The organism is Colwellia sp. BRX10-1, assembly GCF_014077545.1.
Lineage (GTDB): Bacteria > Pseudomonadota > Gammaproteobacteria > Enterobacterales > Alteromonadaceae > Colwellia_A.
Window position 1 is genome coordinate 1 of the sequence record NZ_JACGWC010000049.1, and the last position, 4,563, is coordinate 4,563.

The 4,563-nt window shown below is 37.3% G+C and carries 6 protein-coding genes; 5 read left to right on the forward strand and 1 reads right to left on the reverse strand.

The genetic code is table 11. The features are described 5' to 3' along the window. Positions 1-148 precede the first annotated feature (148 nt). The gene (locus H4J75_RS19270) at positions 149-352 is read left to right on the forward strand and encodes a hypothetical protein (protein ID WP_182223006.1); all 204 of its coding nucleotides are present in this window, start codon (positions 149-151) and stop codon (positions 350-352) included. Between the two features lie 156 nt (positions 353-508). Next, positions 509-856, forward strand: a complete 348-nt coding sequence (locus H4J75_RS19275; protein ID WP_220465370.1) for a hypothetical protein — start codon at positions 509-511, stop codon at positions 854-856. Between the two features lie 32 nt (positions 857-888). On the opposite strand, the gene H4J75_RS19280 is transcribed toward H4J75_RS19275, so the two are convergent. Beyond that, positions 889-2,151 carry an IS110 family transposase gene (locus H4J75_RS19280; RefSeq protein WP_182223007.1) on the reverse strand — a complete coding sequence of 421 codons (1,263 nt, stop codon included), beginning with the start codon at positions 2,149-2,151 and terminating at the stop codon, positions 889-891. A gap of 724 nt (positions 2,152-2,875) precedes the next feature. Between H4J75_RS19280 and H4J75_RS19285 the strand changes: the two genes are divergently transcribed. From H4J75_RS19285 to H4J75_RS19295, 3 genes are all read left to right on the forward strand, one after another. Further along, positions 2,876-3,193 (forward strand): ribonuclease E inhibitor RraB, encoded by a 318-nt coding sequence (locus H4J75_RS19285; protein WP_310733779.1) that lies wholly within the window; start codon positions 2,876-2,878, stop codon positions 3,191-3,193. Positions 3,194-3,719: 526 nt separating this feature from the next. Next, positions 3,720-4,019 (forward strand): hypothetical protein, encoded by a 300-nt coding sequence (locus H4J75_RS19290; protein ID WP_182223008.1) that lies wholly within the window; start codon positions 3,720-3,722, stop codon positions 4,017-4,019. A gap of 119 nt (positions 4,020-4,138) precedes the next feature. Beyond that, positions 4,139-4,432 carry a hypothetical protein gene (locus H4J75_RS19295; protein ID WP_182223009.1) on the forward strand — a complete coding sequence of 98 codons (294 nt, stop codon included), beginning with the start codon at positions 4,139-4,141 and terminating at the stop codon, positions 4,430-4,432. Positions 4,433-4,563 lie beyond the last annotated feature (131 nt).

Genomic DNA, 4,563 nt, shown 5'->3' on the forward strand with positions numbered 1-4,563 from the left:
GCTTTAAAATCAATATGGGTGAATAATTTGCCTAACAAGCTACTCAAGACGGACGCTAAACAGTTGGCTAGCTTCGTTCCTCGCAATTTTAGCCAACAATTTATCGCCGCTTAGTAGGGCGTTATGTGTATCTAGGAAGTCTGCAAATATGGAATTTTTGGATGGAATGACTGTAAACGAAAGGCTGTTCGCTCTAAAGAAAATGGATAGTTTTGATCAAGCAATAGTTTCAGGCAACAAAGAGGTAGCGATTAAGATTTTAGAGGCTTGTGAACTATCTAACGAAACTGCTAAATCTACGATTACAGAAATACTTAAAAGTCCTAAAAGATTTGGTTACTCTTTAAATTAATGTTGTCATAATAGTGCTTGGTTATCATACACATAACAAGGCGTTCAAACGGACAAAAAACAGTTGGCTGTTTCACTCCGTTCACAATTTTAGCCAACAATTTTTTGCCGCTTAACGTGGCGTTAGGTGTCGGAGACGTGTGTGGTTAAAATTGCAGTGGATTATATATACCCTGAAGAGCTCGACTTTCTTGAACATGGTTTCTGGTTATCTGATGAGAACGATCCAGACGAAGGTCATTTTTCCTATGTTCGTCTATACGATGAGGGTAAAAATAAACTTATTGTGACTCATTCACCTTTTTCCAACATCGCATTTAGCGCCAAACTAATATCTGATGGAATTACAGTATTTAATATACATCAGGAATATGTCACTGAGATTCAATTTCAAAAGTGGAATAACGAAGAAGTGATACGTGTTTATTGTAACTTTAAAGAGATAGACTCTGAGTTTAGGGTTTATTATTCACCAACACCAAGAGTGGTGGTAACGAACACCTAACAACACGCCCTGAGGTGGACAACTAGTAAAATTTAGCTATTTATTGCAAATTTTAACAGTGGCGATCCTCTTCGTTTTAATGCTTCTAAATATTTTGATTCGTTGTAGGGCGTCTTCGTTTTCCAGCACCTAAATATTATTCTTATCCACTTGAAAGCAAGCGATCTTATTATGCTGTTATGTGGTTTACCTTTACTTTTTTGTTGCTCATAATAAGCTTTTGCCCAGAATGAATATCGTATCGAAAAACCAGCCCATTCAACAAACGTTTGCCTTAAAAAAGTAGGACAACTGTACCGCCAATGTGTCCATGTCTTTTTACCGCTGCTTTCAATAACGGGTGCAATACCCGCATACTTCTGCATCTGTGAAGCATCCGTATAACGTTCTCTATTGTGCCCAAAAGCGACTAATAAGCGCGGTGCTAGTTGTGGGCCTGCGCCAGGTAAACTATCAAAAATAGCCTTGTCTTGTTGTTTTTTGTACAGCTGTTTTATTGCTTTATCCAACTGTTCAATACCCATAAGTAACACCTTGAATTGTGCGATAAGCACTTCCACTAACAGTTGATTAGGGGCTATTACGCCTTCATCTTCGGTTAACGGAACGGCTTCTTTAATGCTAAGTAATCGAGCATTATTGACGGTTTCATAATGTGAGTTGTGACGATTAAAGAAGTCTAATAAGGTTTGCTTTCTGGCTTTTTTAACCGTGGTGAGCGATGGCCATTTACTGATGAAATCACAAAAGATTAAGGTATCTTTTTCTTTAAACCATTCAAGCGCTTGAGGGTAGTAGTTCTTCAACGTTGCAGTTATTTTATTTGATAAATCGACGCCATCTTGTACTACATTACGACGATACTCAACCAGTTGCGCTAATGCTCTCATTGATGTTGACTCAGGTACTATTACTGAGAGTTTATCTATGTGAAGTTTAATCATTTCAACTTGTATGAATGCATCTGTCGGGTCATTTTTTGCGCCGCTAGGCGTGAATGCTTTGCGGTAATTTGCGACCGCGGATGGATTCACCGTAAATAAGACGAGGTGGTCATATTTTGCGAGCGCATAAATTAAGGGACCTTTTTTAAGTTCACACACAACAGCAATTTTCTGATCTGGGTAACGCAGCTTAAGCTCCATTGCCCATTTGTGAAGCGCTTCTGGTTTATGTTTTATAATGGTGTAGTGATATTGTTTGGTGTTTTTTGGGTGCTCACATATATCATGTTTTTTGTCAGCCCAATCGATACCAATAAGTGCAGCGAAATCATCGACGTTATATGCTTTCATTTTGATGCTCCAGCGAGTAAAGTTATAGATGGAATGTGCTTAAGTCTCGTTTCTCGCAGGTCTTATAGATAGTCGTCGTAGGCGATCCCTGAGTATGCGTTTTGAAGCGAGTAGCTCTGTTGGTTCGAACGTCTTGTTAGAAACATTGGATGTTTGCCGTTCAATATTCGTAACCAACAGAGGCATATTCCACTTATCAAATATAGTAAACTAATCGATTGATAAATGGATTGGTCCAACTATAAGCCATTCAAGCAGGACAAATAACAGTTGGCTATTTGCTCCTTCGTCGCTTATTTTAGCCAACTATTATTTGCCTCTTAATGGGGCGTTAGGTGTAATCGCCACTTCGTTTAATTGTTTAAAGCATTTGCCAATTTAAGTAGGCGTTTGTACTTTCTAAATATGGTTTTGGAGTGTTTCGCCAAGCTCTACGTCATTTACGCCAATATAGTCTTCGGGCATTACCTAAAAACAAAATGTCCTTGCGAATTGGCTTTTTATTGTTTGGTATTGTGGCTCAAAATCTAGCAGTTGTGTTTATAAAGTGGCGAATGTAATATTAACTTTTAGTGTTTGCTTTAAAGTTTTGTATTTACAAATAAACTTCACCTAACAAGCAATTCAAACGGACAAATAACAGTTGGCTGTCGTTCGTTCCTCACTATTTTAGCCAACTATTATTTGCCGCTTAATATGGGCGTTATATGCCTAGGAGATCGTGGTGAACTGGCCAAATGATTCAGATGGAGATGTATTACGTAGGTTAGTTGAAACAGGTTTTGATTTTACTCAAACTGTTGAGATAGATTTCAATGTTGATTTTGAAACTTGGCCACCAAAACCTGAAGCAATGGAGTTGCTTAAACAGCATCACAATAACGTGGAATTGTACGAACCTGAAGAGGATAGTGAAGGTTATGCTTTATTTACTATTAACTCGGTTCTTACTTATCAACTTGTAATTTCAACTCAAGAAAACATATCTACCTTAATGCGTCAATTTGGTGGTGTTTGTGAATCTTGGGGAGTATATAGTTAGCGGCATATAACAAGTTACTCAAACGGACGCTAAACAGTTGGCTAGCTTCGTTCCTCGCAATTTTAGCCAACAATTTCGCGCCGCTTAGTAAGGCGTTAGGTGCCTATCAATTGAAAGCTCTTCCTTACGTTTACGTTTGTGCAGCCTTATACTGTTTACTTTACTTGTTAATATGGTTTGTTCCATTTACGTCCAAAATTATTGGTAGTGACGGAAGCTGGTATTTTGGGTTGGGAATTGTTTCACTATGGGTATTACCTTTGTTCATAGTTGGTTGGGTTTCTGGGAATGTGAGAAGTTCAATAATTTCTAGAGTTGGAAAAAACTTTGCCTATGTAGCGCTAGGTATAATTTCTTTGTTTTTTCTATGGGGCATATCTATGTTGTTAAGTCTTGAAATTTATGGCGTTTAAGCACCTAACAAGCCACTCAAGCAGGACAAATAACAGTTGGTTTTGTTCGCTTCGCTCTCTATTATAACCAACTATTATTTGCCTCTTAGTGGGGCGTTAGGTGTTTATCGAGCATGGAAGTTATCGAAAAGGTTGAGATACTTGAAAATGATCAATTGATTGTTGTCTTAGCTAGTGGAGGAAAGCCTGATTACCAATATATTTATCGTGAAGCTGCGGAAGTAAATTGGGACGATGAGCTTAAAGCATTTAAATCTCCTGCCCCAAGAGAATGGAGTCATTCCGATTGGTTTCATCACATTGTTAAAGTCGCAAAAAATTTCAGTATTAATTTAGTCTTAAATAATGATACAACTTGGGTTAATATCTCAAACAATGTTAAAGAACAGATACTTGTGGGTAAAAACACCTAACAAGAATTTCAAGAGGGACAAAATACAGTTGGCTGTTTTGTTCACTCCGTTCACCTATTTTAGCCAACTATATTTTGCCCCTTAAATGGGCGTTATGTTTTTATCGAATGGATGCTTATATGAATAAATTAAGGATTAATAAAAGAATTTTTATGATAGGTTTATTACCTGTTTTAGGTTTACTCATTACATTTATTTTAAATTTTATCGCTGGTCCGGGTTATACGACTTCAGTAAATCAAGGTGCACTTCGTGTCTATTTTATGGGTTCTGTTATGTGGTCGGTATTTGCATTTTTTACAGGTATATTTATGTACTCAAAATGCAGTTCAATGAATCATCTTAAATTTATACTTGGAGTTTCATCTGTAGCTTTCGGTGTCGCAATGCCTTGGATTATAGGTATGTCGTAGAAAAAAACATAACAACACGCCCTGAGGTGGACAACTAGTAAAATTTAGCTATTTATTGCAAATTTTAACAGTGGTGATCCTCTTCGTTTTAATGCTTCTAAATATTTTGATTCGTTGTAGGGCGTCTTCGT